This is a genomic window from Pseudomonas sp. FG43 (assembly GCF_057809175.1).
In genome coordinates, this window is the sequence record NZ_JBMDJL010000014.1 from 96,111 (window position 1) to 113,565 (window position 17,455).

Annotated in this window: 15 protein-coding genes; 3 read left to right on the top strand and 12 right to left on the bottom strand. The window is 58.5% G+C overall.

The features are described 5' to 3' along the window. Nucleotides 1-65: 65 nt before the first annotated feature. Nucleotides 66-1,478, top strand: coding sequence for an aspartate aminotransferase family protein (locus tag ACODS3_RS17255; RefSeq protein WP_489035418.1), 1,413 nt, complete (start codon nt 66-68; stop codon nt 1,476-1,478). Between the two features lie 81 nt (nt 1,479-1,559). Further along, the gene (locus tag ACODS3_RS17260) at nt 1,560-1,787 is read left to right on the top strand and encodes an MbtH family protein (RefSeq protein ID WP_025260698.1); all 228 of its coding nucleotides are present in this window, start codon (nt 1,560-1,562) and stop codon (nt 1,785-1,787) included. Between the two features lie 184 nt (nt 1,788-1,971). On the opposite strand, the gene ACODS3_RS17265 is transcribed toward ACODS3_RS17260, so the two are convergent. From ACODS3_RS17265 to ACODS3_RS17300, 8 genes are read right to left on the bottom strand one after another with little or no spacing between them, the layout of a single operon-like run. Continuing rightward, nucleotides 1,972-2,889, bottom strand: a complete 918-nt coding sequence (locus ACODS3_RS17265) for a metal ABC transporter substrate-binding protein (protein ID WP_201018585.1) — start codon at nt 2,887-2,889, stop codon at nt 1,972-1,974. Then, nucleotides 2,890-3,789, bottom strand: coding sequence for a metal ABC transporter permease (locus tag ACODS3_RS17270; protein ID WP_201002881.1), 900 nt, complete (start codon nt 3,787-3,789; stop codon nt 2,890-2,892). Beyond that, nucleotides 3,789-4,550 (bottom strand): metal ABC transporter ATP-binding protein, encoded by a 762-nt coding sequence (locus ACODS3_RS17275; protein WP_489035421.1) that lies wholly within the window; start codon nt 4,548-4,550, stop codon nt 3,789-3,791. The genes ACODS3_RS17270 and ACODS3_RS17275 overlap by 1 nt, the downstream gene beginning before the upstream one ends. Further along, on the bottom strand, nt 4,547-5,476 hold the full coding sequence (locus tag ACODS3_RS17280) for a metal ABC transporter substrate-binding protein (protein WP_201018587.1): 930 nt from the start codon (nt 5,474-5,476) through the stop codon (nt 4,547-4,549). Before ACODS3_RS17280 ends, ACODS3_RS17275 begins: the two co-directional genes overlap by 4 nt. Before the next feature lie 35 nt (nt 5,477-5,511). After that, nucleotides 5,512-6,084, bottom strand: a complete 573-nt coding sequence (locus tag ACODS3_RS17285; protein WP_025260693.1) for a DUF6162 family protein — start codon at nt 6,082-6,084, stop codon at nt 5,512-5,514. Next, on the bottom strand, nt 6,081-6,419 hold the full coding sequence (locus ACODS3_RS17290; RefSeq protein WP_025260692.1) for a hypothetical protein: 339 nt from the start codon (nt 6,417-6,419) through the stop codon (nt 6,081-6,083). The genes ACODS3_RS17285 and ACODS3_RS17290 overlap by 4 nt, the downstream gene beginning before the upstream one ends. Then, nucleotides 6,416-6,958, bottom strand: coding sequence for a thiamine pyrophosphate-binding protein (locus ACODS3_RS17295; RefSeq protein WP_489035424.1), 543 nt, complete (start codon nt 6,956-6,958; stop codon nt 6,416-6,418). The genes ACODS3_RS17290 and ACODS3_RS17295 overlap by 4 nt, the downstream gene beginning before the upstream one ends. After that, nucleotides 6,955-8,175 carry a PepSY-associated TM helix domain-containing protein gene (locus ACODS3_RS17300; protein ID WP_201018589.1) on the bottom strand — a complete coding sequence of 407 codons (1,221 nt, stop codon included), beginning with the start codon at nt 8,173-8,175 and terminating at the stop codon, nt 6,955-6,957. The genes ACODS3_RS17295 and ACODS3_RS17300 overlap by 4 nt, the downstream gene beginning before the upstream one ends. A gap of 305 nt (nt 8,176-8,480) precedes the next feature. On the opposite strand from ACODS3_RS17300, the gene ACODS3_RS17305 reads away from it, so the two are divergent. Beyond that, on the top strand, nt 8,481-9,464 hold the full coding sequence (locus ACODS3_RS17305; RefSeq protein WP_304574247.1) for a TauD/TfdA family dioxygenase: 984 nt from the start codon (nt 8,481-8,483) through the stop codon (nt 9,462-9,464). 13 nt (nt 9,465-9,477) lie between these two features. On the opposite strand, the gene ACODS3_RS17310 is transcribed toward ACODS3_RS17305, so the two are convergent. From ACODS3_RS17310 to ACODS3_RS17325, 4 genes are all read right to left on the bottom strand, one after another. Further along, nucleotides 9,478-10,701: a hypothetical protein gene (locus ACODS3_RS17310; protein ID WP_489035427.1), complete on the bottom strand. Its 1,224-nt coding sequence runs from the start codon at nt 10,699-10,701 to the stop codon at nt 9,478-9,480. Next, a complete protein-coding gene (locus ACODS3_RS17315) occupies nt 10,698-11,942 on the bottom strand; it encodes a hypothetical protein (protein WP_489035429.1) in 1,245 nt (414 codons plus the stop codon). Before ACODS3_RS17315 ends, ACODS3_RS17310 begins: the two co-directional genes overlap by 4 nt. Continuing rightward, on the bottom strand, nt 11,939-15,052 hold the full coding sequence (locus ACODS3_RS17320; protein ID WP_489035431.1) for a hypothetical protein: 3,114 nt from the start codon (nt 15,050-15,052) through the stop codon (nt 11,939-11,941). The genes ACODS3_RS17315 and ACODS3_RS17320 overlap by 4 nt, the downstream gene beginning before the upstream one ends. Nucleotides 15,053-15,176: 124 nt before the next feature. Further along, the gene (locus tag ACODS3_RS17325; protein WP_489035433.1) at nt 15,177-17,246 is read right to left on the bottom strand and encodes a type VI secretion system Vgr family protein; all 2,070 of its coding nucleotides are present in this window, start codon (nt 17,244-17,246) and stop codon (nt 15,177-15,179) included. Between the last annotated feature and the right edge of the window lie 209 nt (nt 17,247-17,455).

Below are 17,455 nucleotides of genomic sequence, written 5' to 3' on the forward strand. Positions count from 1 at the left end.
GATGCACGTGTGTATCAGGCCACTTACGGATTTCGCTTATCGACAGCGTATTGAGGGTTGCACAGATGTCAGTCGCTACCAGGTTTATTGAAGATCAGCCGGCACCGGTCGCCCCGCAGCCTGCCGAGAAGCTTTACCAGTTCGACGAATCGCCATTGTTGGCCCGCCAGAACCGCCAGGAGTCCAACGCTCGCAGCTATCCGCGACGTATTCCCCTGGCACTCAAACGCGCCAAGGGTATTCATGTCGAGGACGTCGAAGGGCGTCGCTTCATCGATTGCCTGGCGGGTGCTGGCACCCTGGCTTTGGGTCATAACCATCAGGTCGTGATCGAGGCTATCCAGCAAGTCATCAGCGACGAATTGCCGTTGCATACCCTGGACCTCACCACGCCGGTCAAGGACCAGTTCGTCCAGGACCTGTTCGGTCTTCTGCCGCAGGAACTGGCGCAGGAAGCGAAAATCCAGTTCTGCGGCCCTACCGGCACCGATGCTGTGGAAGCCGCCCTGAAACTGGTGCGTACCGCAACCGGGCGCAGCACGGTGTTGTCGTTCCAGGGCGGTTATCACGGCATGAGTCAGGGAGCCTTGAGCCTGATGGGCAGCCTGGGACCGAAAAAACCCTTGGGTGCCTTGCTGAGCTCCGGCGTGCAGTTCATGCCATACCCTTACGATTACCGTTGCCCGTTCGGTCTGGGTGGCGCGCAAGGGGTCAAGGCCAACCTGCATTACCTGGAAAACCTGCTCAACGATCCCGAAGCCGGGGTGCAGCTACCGGCTGCGGTGATTGTCGAGGTGGTGCAGGGCGAGGGCGGTGTGATTCCGGCGGATCTGGACTGGTTGCGCGGCCTGCGCCGCATCACCGAGAAGGCTGGCATTGCCCTGATCGTCGATGAAATCCAGAGCGGTTTCGCCCGCACCGGCAAGATGTTTGCCTTCGAGCATGCCGGGATCATCCCGGATGTGGTGGTGCTGTCCAAAGCCATCGGCGGCAGCCTGCCGCTGGCGGTGGTGGTTTATCGCCAATGGCTGGATGCCTGGCAGCCGGGCGCTCACGCCGGTACATTCCGGGGTAATCAGATGGCTATGGCCGCTGGTTCGGCGGTGATGCGTTATCTGAAGGAACACAACGTCTGTGAACACGTGAACACTGTGGGCGCACGTTTGACCCGGCACCTGCGCGACCTGCAACGCGACTTCCCGCAACTGGGGGATATTCGCGGTCGCGGGCTGATGCTCGGTGTCGAGTTGGTGGACCCGAACGGCGCACCCGATGCACTTGGGCATCCACCGGTATTTGCCCGCCTGGCACCGCTGGTACAGCGTGAATGCCTCAAGCGTGGGCTGATTCTGGAACTGGGCGGTCGCCATGGCAGCGTCGTGCGCTTCCTGCCGCCGCTGGTGATTACGACCGAGCAGATCGACGAAGTGGCCGGTATATTCGGCCGGGCGCTTTCGGCGGCGGTGGCCAGTCTTTAATTTTTCGACGTAGCGATACGTTCACTTTACATAGCCGCTGTGAATTGGCGCATCGGCACTGAATAACCATGGAGAGCAGCAATGACTTCAGTTTTCGACCGCGACGACATCGTCTTTCAGGTCGTGGTCAACCACGAAGAGCAATATTCCATCTGGCCGGATTACAAGGCAATCCCCAACGGCTGGCGCACCGTGGGCAAGAGCGGTTTCAAGAAGGAATGCCTGGCCTACATCGAAGAAGTGTGGACCGACATGCGTCCACTGAGCCTGCGCCAGAAGATGGAAGCACAGGCTGCTACTGCACACTGATTGCGTAGCGCCCTAAAACAAACGCCCCGATCAATGTCGGGGCGTTTTTGTTTCTATGCTGCCCACAAATCCGTAGGACCGAATTTATTCGGGAAGAGGCCGGCACACTCACTGCATCTTCATCGTCAGCACTTCATACCTCTTTCGCGGATAAATCCGCTCCCACACAGACCTCTATGGGCGTTTATTTCTTGCCTGCCAACTCCGCAATAACCTGCTCGATATTGCCCTGCAGTTCGGCTACCGGGTCTTCTCCATCGACTCCCAGCACCAGCAGTTTACTGCCTGCCGCAGTGACGGCCGCTTTCACGGGCTCCGGTGGCTGGCGATGGTCCAGCACCAACGCCACATCATTATCCTTGAGCGTAGCCGTCAGCTTTTGCAGGGCCTCGGGTGTCCACTGTTCGTCGGTGAGCGCCTGGGTGTCGATCAGCTCCAGATTGAGGCCGCTGATCAGGTAGCCGAAACGGTCGGACAGGCTGACCACGCTCAGGTTATCCGCACTGGCCAGACGGGCTTCACTGGCTGCGCTGAGCTTGAGCAACTGCTGCTTGAGGGCCGCCAGATTGGCTTCGATTTTCGGTTTGGCGGCCGGAGCCAGACGTACCAGATCCGCTGCCATCACATCGGCCATGCGGCCCATGTTATTGCTGGCCAGCCAGGGCTGACTGTTCAAGCCATCGACGTTCTGGCCGGGTTGCAAGGCGATGCCCGGCAGGCTGCCATCCACGGGGCGGGCGGCATCGATTTCGACGATGCGGATATTGCTGCGTCGGGCATTGGGGTAAAGCGGGTCATCGGCCCAGATCGAACGCAGCCCGATCACCGCATCGGCTTCCACGCTGAGTTTACGCAGCGCTTCGGCACCGCGCCCGGTGAAGTAGGCAGTCTGGCGTGAGCCGGGCAGGTTGGCGGCTGCCGCGCGTTCCAGCACCACGCCGCTGTCCTTGAGCAGAATCTGCCCCAGGCCGTAGGTGATGGGCAGGCTGGCCAGAACCCGGACCGGTTCCGGGCTGGCGCTTTTGCTTTCGGCCGCGTACAGGCTATTGCTGAACAGGCCGCTGAGAGCCAGGGCGAGGGTCAATGTGCGCAGAGTAGGCATTTATCCGATATTCCCTTTGAGGCTGGGGACCGTGCCGCGGGCGATGGCGGCCAAGGCGAAGCCGACGCCCGCCACCAGAATGATCGCCGCGCCTGAAGGCACGGGCAGGTCGAAGACGATAGGCAGCAGGATGCCGCACAAGGTACTGACGGTGGCAATGGCGACCGAAATCCAGAAGAAGCCTTTGAGTGACTGGCTCAGCAAGCGTGCAGCGGCAGCCGGTATCACCAGCAGGGCACCCACCAGAATGGCGCCGATGACTTTCACGGCAGCCACGGTAATCAGCGTCACCAGAATCACGAACAGGTAATCCAGCGTCTTGACCGCAACGCCTCGCACAGCCGCCAGTTGCGGGTTGAAGCTGGCCAGCATGATGCGGTTGTACAGCGGCAGGCTCAGGCCCATGACCAGCGAGCCGACAATCAGCAGCACCAGCAGGTCACTGCCGTTGACGGTCAGCACCGAGCCGAACAGGACGTTTTCCAGAATATGCACGTTGATCTTGCCCGCCAGCACCAGCAACAGGCTGGCGCCCAATGCCAGGGACACCGAAAGGAATACGCCGATCAAGGTGTCCGGTGCCAGACCGGTGCGGTTGCGCAGGTAGTTGAGCACGATACCGAACAGCAGGCAGTAGCCGAAAAGGCTGCCATAAGGGCCGGTGTAGGGTTCGCCCAGCAGAATGCCGATGGCCACCCCGGTCAGGGCCGCATGGCCCACGGCTTCCGAGAAGAACGCGAAACGCTTGACCACCACCAGCGTGCCCAGGCCGCCCAGCACCGGGCCGATCAGCAGGCCGGCGAGCAGGGCGTTGACCACGAAACCGTAGGCCAGTGCTTCTGGCAGGTAGCCGGACGAAGCCAGGTTTTGAATGAACAGGCGAAAGCTTTCGTAATCCATCACGCGGCACTCCCTTGGGCGTCCGCTGCACGCGGATGGGCGGAGAACAGCGTCAGCAGCCGCTCGGGTGTCAGGGCGGTGTGCGCCGGTTCATCGAAAAGGACGCGGCGATTGAGGCCGGTGACGTTATCGGCCAGTCGTTTGACGGCCTCCAGATCATGCTCGATCCACAGCACCGTAATGCCTGCCTGACGCCAGTCGCCGAGCAGGCGCTCGAATACCTGGATACCGGCTTCATCAAGGGCCGACATCGGCTCATCGAGCACCAGCAGTTGCGGGGCCGGAATCAAACCCTGGGCCAGCAGCACGCGCTGGCGCTCGCCACCGGACAGGGCGCCCATGCGGCGCTTGCGTTTGTCCTGCATGCCGACTCGCTCCAGAGCTTCGCCGATGGCTTTCGCGTAGTGGCGGGACAAGCCGATAAATGCCGGACGCCGCTGGCACATGGCAGCCATGAAGTCATCGACTGTCATGGGCAGGCCGCGGTCGAACTCCAGCGCCTGAGGTACATAGCCGATCAGGCCGGGTGAGCCGGGCCATTGCAGGCTGAGCTGGCCCTGATGGGGCATCTGCCCGAGCAGGGTCTTGATCAGCGAGCTTTTGCCGCCGCCGTTCGGCCCGACCAGCGCATGCACGCTGCCGGCCCGCACATTGAAGTTGATGCGGTCCAGAATGGTGGTGCGTCCCAGAGTCAGGCTGACATCGGCGAAGGTGACGCCAGGCCCGCGGCTGGCGAGGGAAATCGGTTCGGCAGCGGTCATGCGCCAGCCTCCTGAATGGCCCGGACCACGGTATCCAGATTGCCTTTCATTTCCTTCTCGTACTTGTCGGCGCTGTATTCGCCATAGGAAATGTGCGACAGCGGGTAGAGCTTGACGCCGGATTCACGCTGGATGGTTTCGACGTAAGTGGACGGGAAGTCCATCTCCGAGAAGATCACTTTCACGTCCAGTTCGCGCAACTGGTCGATGGTCTTCTTCAACTGGCTCGGGCTCGGCTCGATACCGTGAGCCGGTTCGACCACGGCTGTGACTTCCAGGCCGAATTCACGCAGCAGGTAGTCGTAGGCCGCATGCACCGTGGCGACTCGCAGGTCGGCATTGGGGGCCTTGGTGAGTTTGGCCAGAGCGTCGGCGCGCATCTGCCGCAGGCGTTTGCCATAGGCGCGGGCATTGGCGGTGTAGGTCTTGGCGTTGTCGGGGTCAAGTTTGCCCAGTTCGCGGGCAATGTTGTTGACCTGTGCGATAGAGGCGCTGATCGACAGGAAGGTATGCGGGTTGACCACTTTGCCCGCGCCACGAGCCGCGATCCCGGTGGCTGCCAGCAGCGGCACATCAGCGTTGGCTTCGATGGTGGCGATATCCGGTTTTTCACTGGCGGCGATCATGCGGTCGGCAAAGTCGTCATGGCCCACGCCATTGAGCACGACAACGTCCAGCGAGCCGATACGCTTGATGTCTTCAGCGCGGGGTTCATAGGCGTGCGGGTTGAAACCGGCGGGAATCAGCGGAACCACCTCGGCCTTGTCGCCGACGATATTGCTGACATAGCTGTAGTAAGGATGCAGTGTGATGCCGATCCGCAGGCGCTTGGCCGGGTCGGCGCTGACCAGTGGTGCGAGCAGGGTTGCGAACAGGCCAACCAGTACGACGCGCAGCAATGGACGGCGTTTCAATGAAATAGGCATGGGTAAACAGTCTTCTTTTCAGTGAATGCGTGGGTTCAGTGTCGATGCTGGCGGGTAACCCCGGCATCGAATTGCGCGACGACCTGCTGCCAGCCAGCGCTGATCAGAGCCTGGTCGCCAAGATCGGTCGGTGCAGCCAGCGAGCCTTTGCGGTTGATCCAGATGTCGGCTTCGGCCTTGTCGTCGGCCTCGATGCGCAGCAGGAAGGAGCCGGCGACTGTCGGTGTAGGGCTCAGGCCCAGATAGGAGTGTTCGACCATTTGCCAGGCATGATTGCCCCGGCTGACAGAGCTGGCGTCCTGAGCAAAGGGCGCAAAGCCTTCCTCGGCCAGTTGCTGTGGAGTGACCGGTTCCTGCTGTTCCTGCGTCAGCAGGCGTACTTCGTCCAGTGTCACGCGCAGGTCAGCGTAGATGCCTTGCTCGGCGGCACTCAGGTCGCGACGTGCATCCAGTTGATGGCTGGCAACAGTGTCCGCCTCATGCTTCTCGCCACGCAGGCCTACTACAGTTGCGGCGACACCCAGAATCAGCAGGCACAACAGCAGCACGTAAAGGGTTTCATGACCGGCTCCAGCCGGGCGAACGATCTGTCGGGTTGGCGTACTCATGGGGCCTCGATATCGGCTTGGTCGATTTCCACGACATGGCCGGGGCCTGCATCGAACAGCACATAGAACTCGGCGGAAGGGCGCTTGAAGGTCAGGGTTGAATCCGCGCCCAGCTTGCCGGGCACCAGAATGGTTTCGTCATAGCCGATGACGTCCAGCGTCACCCCCGGCGCGCCGCTGCCATCGGAAAAACCGCCGGTGCAGCGGATCTGCTCGGCGTCGATCTGTTTGCACTCGCACATCGGGTTGTGGGCCAGGGCATTGCCGGCAAAGCCGACGCTCAGCAGGAAGAGGGCGCTGACACCCAACTGGCGTAGCGGGAAGCGTACGATCATTTTTTGGCTCCTTGTTTTTTCAGCCAGGCTACGGTCGTAGGTGAGGCCTGTTGCAGAGGAATGGAGGCTTGATGCACGGAGCCGTCCCAGCCTTCCATGGTGATCCACAGGTCCTGATCGGGATCGGTGTTTTCCGGGATCTGCATGAACGCAGTCATGCGATAGGCCACGCCGAAGAAGATCACCCCGGCAGTCCGCAGGCTGCGGGGTTTACCGATGCGCAGGTAAGTTGCCTTGACCTGATCGGCGCAGCTTTCGCACAGCGAGGCATTGAAGTTTTTCATGTAGCCCGAGGCGCCGGAAAAGATCGGCGCTTCATTGCGTTCTTCGGCCAGTTTCATGCTCCATGGCCCGACCTGGATGGTGCCCAGATCCCGCTGCCCGAGCCCCTTGTCGCCCCGGAGCAGGGCGTCATCGGCGAAGTACTTGGGCATGAAACCCAAGGGAATCAGCACCAGCAAGATATTGATATGGAAACGCCATTTGTGCCAGACGCGGCTCAGGGTCGAAACAGGTTGTGCAGTTGCGGCCTTGCTCACAGGTTGTTCTCCGGAATTTCGGTGGCCAGCGACGGTCGTGCTGTTTGTTGTTTCCTGACGGTGGCCTGTTCGGCCTTGGCATCGCGTTTCAGGGCATTGAGGGTGGCCAGTGCCGTGCGTTTACTCCAGATCAGCAGGCCGCTGAGGACCATCATGCTCAGCAGCAGGCCAAAGAAGGCCCAGATCAGCTTGATCCAGATGCCGCCGAAGTCGCCGGTATGCAGTGGGCGCATGGACTCGGTGACGAACTCCAGATTGTTGCGGTCCGACAACAGGTGCGAGGTGGCGATTTCACCGCTGTACGGGTTGATTTCGGCGGTCTGGTACATCAGCGGATACCAGCTGCGGCCACCGACCTCCATATTGGCGTATGCATTGCTGGGCGGGCTGATGAAGCTGGCTTCCAGGCCGGGAATCCGTTGCTTGGCAATTTCGATGGCCTTGTCCAGGCTGATGGTCGGCGCAGGGCTGCCGTCAGCGGTGAGGGGCACGCTGCTATGGGGAATGATGGACGCCGTCTGGGACTTGCTGGAGATGCTGATCTGGTTATCCCAGAGCAGCGCCTGGATCAGAAACCAGGTGCCGGTGATCGAAATGACGGCAATGAACCAGATCGACCAGATGCCGCTCAGACGATGAAAGTCGCCCCAGAAGATTCGCGCGCCATGGTTGAAGCGCAACGTGGGTTTCAGGAAGCCTTTCCAGAACTTCTTGTAGACCACCAGCCCGGTGATCAGCGACACCAGCATCGGCAGGCCCAGTATCGACACCAGATACCAGCCCCAGGAATAGCCGTTGGTGAAAGGCACCAGCCACCAGCCATGCAGGGCGCGGGTGAATCGGCGGAAGTCGAAGGCCGGCGTGACGCCCTGGATAAGGCCGGTGTAAGGGTTCACATAGGCAGGTACCGAACGCCCGTCGGGGTAGGTGACATTGACGCTCAGGGCGAAATATTCACCGTCCGGCTGCATCATCGTGCCGATGATCAGGTTCGGTTCGTTACGCTCTATGGTGGCCCTGATCTGCTCGAAGCTGAGCCGTGGCGCATCATCCGATGGCTTGACGGCACGCATTTCCGGGTTGGCCAGCCACATGATTTCCTTGCTGACCACCGCCAGCGTGCCGGTGACGCACACGATCAGCACAAAGAACCAGATCGGCAGCGCCAGCCAGCTATGGACGAGAAACCAGATTTTTGAGCGGGACTTCTTTGACATGGGGGAACGGTCTCGATTCACGGTGTCAGAGCGGCCATTTTTTGAAGGGCACAGACTCCTTTTGTAAAAATACGGTCATGGCTTTTGGCCGATGCTGCCGCTGCATCTAATAAAGACGAATGAGAATGCAAATGATGTAATTATTTCTTTCGTCCAAATGAAAGTAAATGTTTCAAAAGGCGGATGTGAGCTGTCTTTCTGCGGGAAAGGCCTAATTTTCAGGTAGCCGGGTACGTTAAATCAGGACGTCGGTGTTGCGTCAGGCCGTTGGGGCTCGCACGCTTTGCCATCAAGGGAGAGTCATCATGAGTCATGCGTTGAGTTTGAATATCCGGCCATTACGGGCCGGGGCCGGTACCTTGCCCATGCTGGTGGAGGCGCCCGAGCCGGGCCTGGACTTGATGGAAGCTCTGGGCGAGTTCAAACCACTGGTTGCCGAACATCTTTACCGCAGCGGCGGGATCCTGTTCCGCGGCTTCAATGTCGGCGGTGCGGAAGCCTTTCGTGAATTTGCCGCCGGGTTTGGCGACCCGCTGCTCAACTATGAGTTCGGTTCAACGCCGCGCAGCAACGTGACCAAAGGAGTCTACACCTCCACCGAATACCCGGCCCACCAGAGCATCCCCTTGCACAACGAGCAGGCTTACACCCTGGAATGGCCGATGCGTATCTGGTTCTACAGCATGATCGCTGCCGAAACCGGCGGTGAAACCCCGATTGCCGACAGCCGTGAAATCTATCGCCGGATTCCTGCGCGCATTCGTGATCGCTTCGTCGAAAAGAAACTCATGTACGTGCGCAATTTCGGCAATGGCCTTGATGTGGACTGGAGTCAGGTGTTCAACACCGAAGACGAAAGTGTTGTCGAAGCCTACTGCCGCGCCCACAACATTCAATGCGAGTGGAAAGACGACGGCGAACTGCGCACCCGGCAGATCTGCCAGGCAGTGGCGCGTCATCCGGTAACTCAGGACATGGTCTGGTTCAACCAGGCGCATCTGTTCCACATCTCCAACCTGCAGCCGGAAGTGCGTGAAACCCTGCTCGATGTGGTGGACGAAGAAGACCTGCCGCGCAACGTTTACTACGGCGACGGCTCACCCATCGAAGAAAGCCTGCTGGACGAAGTCCGTGGCGTGCTCGATGAGTGCACCGTCAGCTTCCCCTGGCTGGAAAACGACGTCCTGATGCTGGACAACATGCTCTCGGCCCATGCGCGCTCACCGTTTACCGGCAAGCGCAAGGTGGTGGTGGCCATGGCTCAGGGGCATACCGAACTGGCCAGATGATTCTGGCCTTCACTTAGCCGTTCTCAAAGTCAGGCGGCGACACAAAGTCCTCGGCCTTGGGCGTTGCCTGAATGCCCTTGGCTTCCTGAGCGCGGTACCAGGCTTCGATGGTGAGCTCTTCACTCAGGCGGGCTTTGATCACGCAGGGCTGTTGCTGCCAGGGATAGCGTTGCAATTGCTCGTTGAGTTTCTTTTCTCCCGAAGTTTTCCAGCCTGTTATTGCTTGATCGCGCCAGCGACGTGAGTTGCGGCCGGTGCTGGCATCGTGGGCGGCGGTGACGGGGTCCAGATGGCGGCTTTGTTCCAGTACCGGAAGGTCGGGCAGAGGTTGGGTGACGTCCATATAGCGTTGCAGGCAATCCCAGAAGGCCAGAGTGTTGGCCTTATCCAGTCCCAGTGAATGCATCTTGGTCGCCAGATAGATCTTTTTATTGGTGTAGCGGTGATACAGCGTGATCGTGTAGTCATGAGAGCCGTAGCCGCTGGGCAGTAATGTCAGCACTGGGTCGAACTCCTCGAAAGGCGCGACAAACAAACGCCGAAAACGCCGCTTGAAACGCACCATGCCGTCTACGCGGTTGAACTCGCTGCCGTCATGGCGGCTGACCATACTGTGTAGCCAGAGCAGGCAATCGAAGCCGATGGCACCCATGAAGTAAAGGAGGGTGCCTCCCCAAAAGGCGATGTGCATTTCGCTACTGCCCCAGAGCGTTCCTTTTAGCCAGAGGACGATGGCTGCGCAGATAAAAAAACCGGTAATTTGAATGTAATGAACCGCTTTTTTTTCTGTCATGAATAGAATAAGAGATGTAATAGCTAAGGTGACCGCTAAAAAAGCTATTAGTACTGCGAGCTCGGTGCCGACGGTTTTGTAGCCAAGCTCGAGTTTTATTGGAAGAAAAATCCATGTACTCCATGGGACCCATATAAGAAAAAAGCTCATTATTTTAAAAGTAAATAGAAGATACGGAATCTTGCTGGAGTTCTGAAAGCGCCAGCGCTTTGCATCGCAATACACCTCCTGTTTTTTGCCCGCATCTTCTTGCGTCTGATAGATCCGATGCTCTTCGCACTCCAACTGCAGAGTGATCTCCGTAGCCGAGTCCAGCTCGGCGTAATGACCAAACGCAAGATGCGTATCGAACAGGCCATTGCGGTTGAGATGGGCATACGATCCTGGTGGCGGCAGTGGTTCCTGGCTGTCGCTGCGGTAAGCGCTATTGGCGTAGGCGTTCATATTTGTGACTCGTCGTAATCAGCGCGTCGTGCAAAATCTTCAGCCTTGGGTGTTGCCTGAATGCCCTTGGCTTCCTGAGCGCGATACCAGGCTTCGATGGTGAGCTCTTCGCTCAGGCGCGACTTGATCACGCAGGGTTGTTGCTGCCAGGGATAGCGTTGCAATTGCTCGTTGAGTTTCTTTTCTCCCGAAGTTTTCCAGCCTGTTATTGCTTGATCGCGCCAGCGACGTGGGTTGCGGCCGGTGCTGGTATCGTGGGCGGCGGTGACGGGGTCCAGATGGCGGCTTTGTTCCAGCACCGGAAGGTCGGGCAGAGGTTGGGTGACGTCCATATAGCGTTGCAGGCAATCCCAGAAGGCCAGGGTATTCGCCTGATCCAGCCCCAGTGAATGCATCTTGGTTGCCAGAGATATCTTCTTGTTGGTGTAGCGGTGATACAGCGTGATCGTGTAGTCATGAGAGCCGTAGCCGCTGGGCAGTAATGTCAGCACCGGGTCGAACTCCTCGAAAGGCGCGACAAACAAACGCCGAAAGCGCCGCTTGAAACGCACCATGCCGTCTACGCGGTTGAACTCGCTGCCGTCATGGCGGCTGACCTTGCTGTGTAGCCAGAGCAGGCAATCGAAACCGATGGCGCCCATGAAGTAGAGGAGGGTGCCTCCCCAAAAGGCGATGTGCATTTCGCTACTGCCCCAGATCGAGCCTTTTAAACAGAGGAGAAGGGTTGCGCAGATGAGGAGGCCAGCAATTTGAATGTAATGGACCCGTTTTTGTCCTGACATGTGCGTAGCAAGAGAAATAATCATTAAAGCTGTAGAGAACAGTGTTATCAGAAATGCGGTTTCGGTTGAGTATTTCTGGTAGTCAAGTTCCTCCAGGAGGAAATAGAAAAACCCCATTCCCCAAGAAACCCATATAAAGAAAAAACTCATTAGTTTAGACGTAAATAATATGTGTGGAATCTTGCTGGAGTTCTGAAATCGCCAGCGTTTTGCATCACAGTACACTTCCTGTTTTTCAGCACCCTCTTCCTGCTTCTGATAAATCAGATGTTCTTCGCACTCCAGTTGCAGAGTGATTTCCGTAGCTGAATCCAGCCCGGCGTAATGACCAAAGGCAAGATGCGTGTTGAACAGGCCATTGCGGTTGAGATGGACGTACCATCTTGGCGGCGGCAGCAGTTCCTGGCTGTCGCTGCGGTAGGCGCTATTGGCGTAGGTAGTATCAATATTTGCGTTCATATACGGTTCTCGATGGTTTCGATCTGCCAATACAGAGGAGGGTTGCTCTCCGGGTTGCCATTGGGTGCTCGGCGGTGGGCAGGCGTAAAAGGCGTCCACTTTTTGGGGTGGGGTTGCGGAAGTAGCAAAGGCGGGCTGCCCGGTTCTGCATGCAATTCGATCTGGGTACTGATTCTCAGCCCTTCGGTTCTGACGGTGCGGCTGATGGGAAAGGTGGTTTCAATGAAAGAGGGCAATACATACAGAACGGTGGTCGCATCCAGTGGCACCGCCGCCAGTTTTGGGTTACCCGCCCTTTGCCAGTGATAGTGCTGGCCAGCGAAGGCCATGCCGGTTTCCATGCTTGATTGAAATTCATGTGCCTGTAGTTGAAAGTGTTGAGCGTTATTGCTGAGCATCCCCAGCAGAGGGGTGCTTAAAGTCACCACCCAATCCTGCTCGTCCAGTGCCTTGGCGTCGGGCGCGATGGTTTGCCAATATGTGTTTGTCGGGCGCTTGCGTTGCTGGTCGGCGTTTAACAGTGCCTCAAGATGATGTGCTGGGGCTTTTCTGCGCCAGTCGGCGAGTCGCATTGCATTGATCTCGGGTTTGCACAGAAGCCCCGTTAATTGCTGATAGGCAATGAACGGATCTTTTAAATGTAGAAAGTCTTCAGGCGAATCTTCAGCGGCAGAGTCTGTGCCGAGGGGGCCATAACGCACGGCAAGTTCGATTGCATCGTCATCAAATATATTGGCAAGCACTGCTCCGCCAATCACCAGTGCTGCCCCGATCAAAAGCGCAAAGGGGTTGATGGTAAGTCCTATGGTATAGGCTAGCCATATTAAATTTCCCGCTGTAATTACTGCATAGCTTGCTGATAGTTCGTAATTGCCTTCCTGATAGTTTCGATGGCTGTCCAAAGCGCTTATTGCTGCGCTAAATAGTGTGGCTCCGCCGCCTAGAGCACGCAGCAGAGGTAGTTTAGGGCTACCTGTCTGTTTTTCTAGATTTTTTGCCCAGCGGGGAGATATTTTCGATACGTTGATACGAGGCTTGGACAGGTAGTTTGCGGTGGTTGCACCAAAAAGAAGTTTACTATGGTTGCCGAGAGCCACTGCCAGATCAACGAGTGCGCTACCGACACCAATCAGGGCACGAAACCCTTCTCCCTCAGCCTTAAAATCCTTATATACATCCAACTGCACCACCAAGTTAAAAACCGCAAACCCCAGCATCAACGTAGGCACCACCCTGGTCTTCTCCAACCCCTGCGTCAGCGCCCCAAAATTCACCCGGAAGTTGCTGTAGTGCGCCAGTTCGGGGTGGCCCTGAGGGATGGCAAGCACCATGACATTGCGCAGCATCGGGGCGTTCTTGCCTTGGCCTTTGGCGCTGGTGCTGCCCAGGGTTTCGCCGGACTGGCTGTGAAGGCTGGCGTAGCGGTAGTTCTTGCGGGTCAGTTCGCTGCGTTCGCTGTCGGTCAGGCCTCTGCGCAAACCTGCGCCCTGAACGCCGATGACCACATAGTTTCCGGCCAGTGCTTCGCCCATGGGCATCAGGCGGATTTCAGCCATCTTTTTCGAGAGAGCCGAGAGGGTGTTAAAGGTCGGCATGAAGAGCCGGTCGAGTTTGATCTTGAGACTGCTGTTGGACAGCCGACTGAGTTGCGCCACGACGCTGGCACCGAAAATATCCAGCAGATCGCCCATGAAGTACGCGAAGGTCTTGCCCAGGCCGGGCCAATCCACCTTGTCGACAAAGGAGGCGCTGAGCATCAGGGTGCTCAGGCCCATGGCTTGTGGCTCGGCTGGTTGATCAAGGTCGCGCAGGGCAATCAGGCGCTTGAGCAGTTCGGGAGGTTGCCCGGCGTCTGTGGCCAGCAGCATGGCGCCCAGTGGGTGCTCGGCCTGCAGGATGTTCTTGACCAGGGTTCTGATGGAGGTTTCCAGCTCTGTAACGTCCATGCCGGTCAGCAAGGCATCCGCCTGAGCAGGCGTGTACTCAAGCGCGCCCAGAGCATTTGCCATCAGGCTGTAAGGTTCCAGCAACGCTTCGTCGTGGCGATGGGTCCAGTCCATCAGGACGGCGGGCAGTTTTTTGTCGAGCACGTCGACCAGTCGCGCAAGATGTGCGGCCAGCGATTTGCGTCCGAACTTGCGCTCCTGCTCGAACACCGTTTCATAAAACCTCGGCAGGTCAATCCGGCCTTTCAGGTAAGCGTAATTTCCACCCACAGCGCTATACAGCACCTGCGCATAACGGCCGTGTGGCTGGAAGGCAATCAGGGCGTTCAAGGTTTGCAGATAGGAAACGCAGTCGCGTATCTGGGCGGTCGCGTGGCGAATGGTAAACAGCGGGTCTTCAAGAATGAGGGCGACCAGATGGGTGTTGTCACGCAACTGGTAGCTGTCCAGCAGATCGACGCCCGCTTCCACGTCGGGCAGTGGCGCAGGCGGTTGCTGTTTGAGGTGTTGTGCCAATTGCTCCTGGCGGCTCTGCAAACGTTTGAGCAATGTCTCATCGCTGAACGTCGCAAACTCCGGGGTGAAATCCAGAGGGTCCTGCAGGGCGCTTTCAATATTGAAATCCCTGGCTCGCAAGCCTTTGCGGATACGGCTGACCGGTAGGCTCGGGTTGTCCTGTGTGGTTTTCCAGTGCTCCGAACCCACTACAGCGGTGTCCCAGATCCGCGCAATATGCTGACAGCGAACCTTGATCCGGTTGGCATCGCTTTCAAGCCATTCGATGTGCTCCCAGCTCCAGGGCAGTTCGCTGTAAGCCATGCGCAACTGATCGGCGACAAAGCGACCCTGCAGCAACATTGGCAGCAGAATCACCTGCTGCTGGACGGCCACCGGGTCACGCTGGTCGGCATTGCCGAGTTGTTGCGCGACACTGCGCCAGTGAGCGACATCCACCTCGAACAACTGGCCCTGGCCATCGGTTTCCAGCTCTCGCCATAAAACGTTGCGCCAGAACACATAAATGCGGCCTCGCCGAGGCAGGCCGCCCCTGGGGGATTCATCGGGCTTGTCATAGCCCGGAAGGCGAGCCAGGTGCAGGACGGAGAGCAGCGTATTACGCTGAATGGTTTCCTCTTCTCGGGTGCTTTGAGCATCGGGGAGCACAGGGGGATTTGCAGCATGCCGCCGTCGGTGCGGGGAATCTGCAGCGCCAGCCGCGCATTCTGGTCATTAAGGTACTCGGTTTTCTTGCGGGTGCCCTGGGTGATGGGCTTGTCGTTGAACGTGCTCATGGCTGCTGCTCCGGCCCCGTCAGGATCAACTGGCTGCCATGATCGGGATCGCCCCAGACATCGACGATAAGTGCCTCGGGGCCCTGGCTGGAGGTGGGTGTTTCAGGTTTGGGGGTGGACGGCACTGTCACAGGTTTCCTGCCGGCAGCGGATGTATCTGCCGCCTTTGGAGCGACGGGCAGCACGGGCGGCGCCTCGGTCCCGATGCCCGGATAGCCGCCTTGATTGGTCCTGACCAACGGCCCGTTCATCATCACGCCACAGTGATCGATCTTGATAAAGCTGCCGCCGACCTTGAGGGTCAGCTCCATCCCGGCATCGATCACCAGTTTGTCGCCGGACTTGATGTGGATTTCCTGTCCGGCTTCTACGAGCTGCGCCACTCCCACCTTGATGTGCTGAACCTGAGCGATGCTCAGGTGATCGTTTGCCCTGATTTCCACCTTGCGGTCGGCGTTGACGGTGCGGTGTTCCTCGGCCTGGAATTCGCTGTAGCTATTGGCCTCGACCCGGTCGTGACGCTCATGGCCGACATGGACCTTCTGGTCGTGGCCGATGCTCTGGTCCCAGTTGCGCTGGGCGTGGATGAAGATCTGTTCCTGATCCTTGCGGTCCTCGATGCGCAGCTCGTTAGAGCCACCGCCACCGGGGCTGCTCAACGTCTTGAAGACGCTGCGGGTGCGGTGTTCGGGCAGGCTGTAGGGCGGAGTGTTTTCGGCGTGGTAGAGGCAGCCGGTGACCAGAGGTTGATCGGGATCGCCTTCCAGAAAAGTCACCAGCACTTCCATGCCGACCCGTGGCAGGACGACAGCGCCATAGCGATTGCCCGCCCAACCGGACGACACCCGCAGCCAGCAACTGCTTTTGGCATCCTGCTGGCCCTCGCGGTCCCAGTGGAACTGCACCTTGATCCGGCCATGTTTGTCGCAATGGATTTCCTGGCCCAGCGGCCCGGTGACCATGGCGGTCTGGCTGCCCTGAATGCGTGGCTTGGGATGGCGCAGAGGCGGGCGATAGAAAGCGTCCCACGGCGTACCGCGAAAGGTATTGCGATAGCCCTGCCAGTCAGAAGGGTGAGCCGACTCTTCCAGCACCTGCGGTTGGCGGCCTTCGTGACGAACCTCGGTCAGCAGCCAGAGCTGGTTCCAGCTTTTCTGCGGGTGACTGGCCAGTTCCAGAAAGTGGCCGCTGACCAGCCGTGGCTGATCGCTATGGCCTTCGGCGAGGCGGTAATCATGACGGTGGCGTTCCAGTGCCCGTCGGGCCAGAAGATTGCCACGCTCACGGTTGCTGAAACGGCCGGGGTAATCGTAGTCCTCAAGGTCGGGCAGGGTTTTGTTCTGGACTTCGCTTTCAAGGGGAACCAGCGGTTTCTGAAAGTCATAATCCCGCCGCGTGGTGCGAGAGGTACGAGTTTCAAGACGCACATTGAAGCGCTTGACCACCGGCTCATTGGGGACCATCCCGCTGTCCTGTCGATAGGTCAGCGGCTTTAGCCTGGGAAAGACCGTCTGGTCATCGCCGAATACCAGACGGTGCATGGTCCTGCTGTGCTGGAAGTGATAGTGCAGGCCTTCTTCTTCGCAGAGTCGCTGAATGAAATGCAGGTCCGATTCGTCGTACTGCACACAGTACTCGCGTTTCGGGTACGGCAGACCGAGCTGGAAGTGATAGCGGTCGGCCAGGATGCCGTGCTCTTGCAGGATGCGGGCAATGATGTCCGGCACCGACTGTTGCTGGAAGATGCGTTGATTGATGCGATGGCCCAGGTAGGCGAGGTGCGGTCGCAGGGTCATGGCGTAGTGGGTCAGTCGCTTGCGGGAGTCGCCTTGAGCGATACGGTCGATCAAGCCATGCACGCCAGCGTCGTCGGGGCCGAACTGCAGAAAGGCAGAGCGATTGAGCAGGCTGTCCAGATCCAGCGCCGGGTTTTCGCTGACCAGTTCCAGCTCAAAGACAAAGGGCTGGTTGATGGCCTCCGTGCCGGTAAAGGCCAGCACCTGAAAGTCGTGTCTGACGTCCTCCAGATGCAGGCTGAAATGTGTTTGATGGGCGGGTGCGGACATCCCTTGTTCCTCCGTCTGTATGGGCAATAACGCCCGTTGAGCGGAGAGACGTATGTCAAAAATCATGCCGACTGGTTTTTATCCAGCAAATACAAGCACATGGCATTTGGCTGCTTGAAAAAGAGGCGACTTTTTCAGCAAAAAGTGCGCAAGAGCTTGCGCACCCGCGCAATTCTTTGCGCAGTGATCGAAAGCCTTTAAATACGAGG

Bases quoted from the DNA above. Each gene is read 5' to 3' on its own strand.
- ACODS3_RS17315 (WP_489035429.1), bottom strand. From the start codon at position 11,942: ATGAACGCAAATATTGATACTACCTACGCCAATAGCGCCTACCGCAGC.
- ACODS3_RS17300 (WP_201018589.1), bottom strand. From the start codon at position 8,175: ATGTCAAAGAAGTCCCGCTCAAAAATCTGGTTTCTCGTCCATAGCTGG.
- ACODS3_RS17270 (WP_201002881.1), bottom strand. From the start codon at position 3,789: ATGGATTACGAAAGCTTTCGCCTGTTCATTCAAAACCTGGCTTCGTCC.
- ACODS3_RS17310 (WP_489035427.1), bottom strand. From the start codon at position 10,701: ATGAACGCCTACGCCAATAGCGCTTACCGCAGCGACAGCCAGGAACCA.
- ACODS3_RS17285 (WP_025260693.1), bottom strand. From the start codon at position 6,084: ATGAGTACGCCAACCCGACAGATCGTTCGCCCGGCTGGAGCCGGTCAT.
- ACODS3_RS17290 (WP_025260692.1), bottom strand. From the start codon at position 6,419: ATGATCGTACGCTTCCCGCTACGCCAGTTGGGTGTCAGCGCCCTCTTC.
- ACODS3_RS17325 (WP_489035433.1), bottom strand. From the start codon at position 17,246: ATGTCCGCACCCGCCCATCAAACACATTTCAGCCTGCATCTGGAGGAC.
- ACODS3_RS17255 (WP_489035418.1), top strand. From the start codon at position 66: ATGTCAGTCGCTACCAGGTTTATTGAAGATCAGCCGGCACCGGTCGCC.
- ACODS3_RS17265 (WP_201018585.1), bottom strand. From the start codon at position 2,889: ATGCCTACTCTGCGCACATTGACCCTCGCCCTGGCTCTCAGCGGCCTG.
- ACODS3_RS17305 (WP_304574247.1), top strand. From the start codon at position 8,481: ATGAGTCATGCGTTGAGTTTGAATATCCGGCCATTACGGGCCGGGGCC.
- ACODS3_RS17280 (WP_201018587.1), bottom strand. From the start codon at position 5,476: ATGCCTATTTCATTGAAACGCCGTCCATTGCTGCGCGTCGTACTGGTT.
- ACODS3_RS17260 (WP_025260698.1), top strand. From the start codon at position 1,560: ATGACTTCAGTTTTCGACCGCGACGACATCGTCTTTCAGGTCGTGGTC.
- ACODS3_RS17275 (WP_489035421.1), bottom strand. From the start codon at position 4,550: ATGACCGCTGCCGAACCGATTTCCCTCGCCAGCCGCGGGCCTGGCGTC.